Genomic DNA, 255 nt, shown 5'->3' on the forward strand with positions numbered 1-255 from the left:
GCCCGCCGAGATGAAGATCTTGCCGCCGGTGATCGCATAGGAGCCATCCTCCTGCGGCTCGGCACGGGTGCGCAGCAGCCCCAGATCGGTGCCGCAATGCGCCTCGGTCAGGCACATCGTCCCCGACCATTCGCCCGAGATCATCTTGGGCAGATAAAAGCTCTTGAGGTCTTCCGAGCCATGGCCCATCAGCGCGGTGGTCGCGCCGTGGGTCAGGCCGGGATAAAGGCTGAACGACAGGTTGGTCGCGCAGAT

General features: G+C 64.3%; 1 pseudogene. It reads right to left on the bottom strand.

Going from position 1 to position 255, the window contains the following annotated elements:
- A pseudogene (locus AC3II9_RS22080) lies at positions 1 to 255 on the bottom strand (acyl-CoA dehydrogenase); the annotation flags it as partial.

It is taken from the genome of Lysinibacillus sp. RU7 (assembly GCF_057837305.1).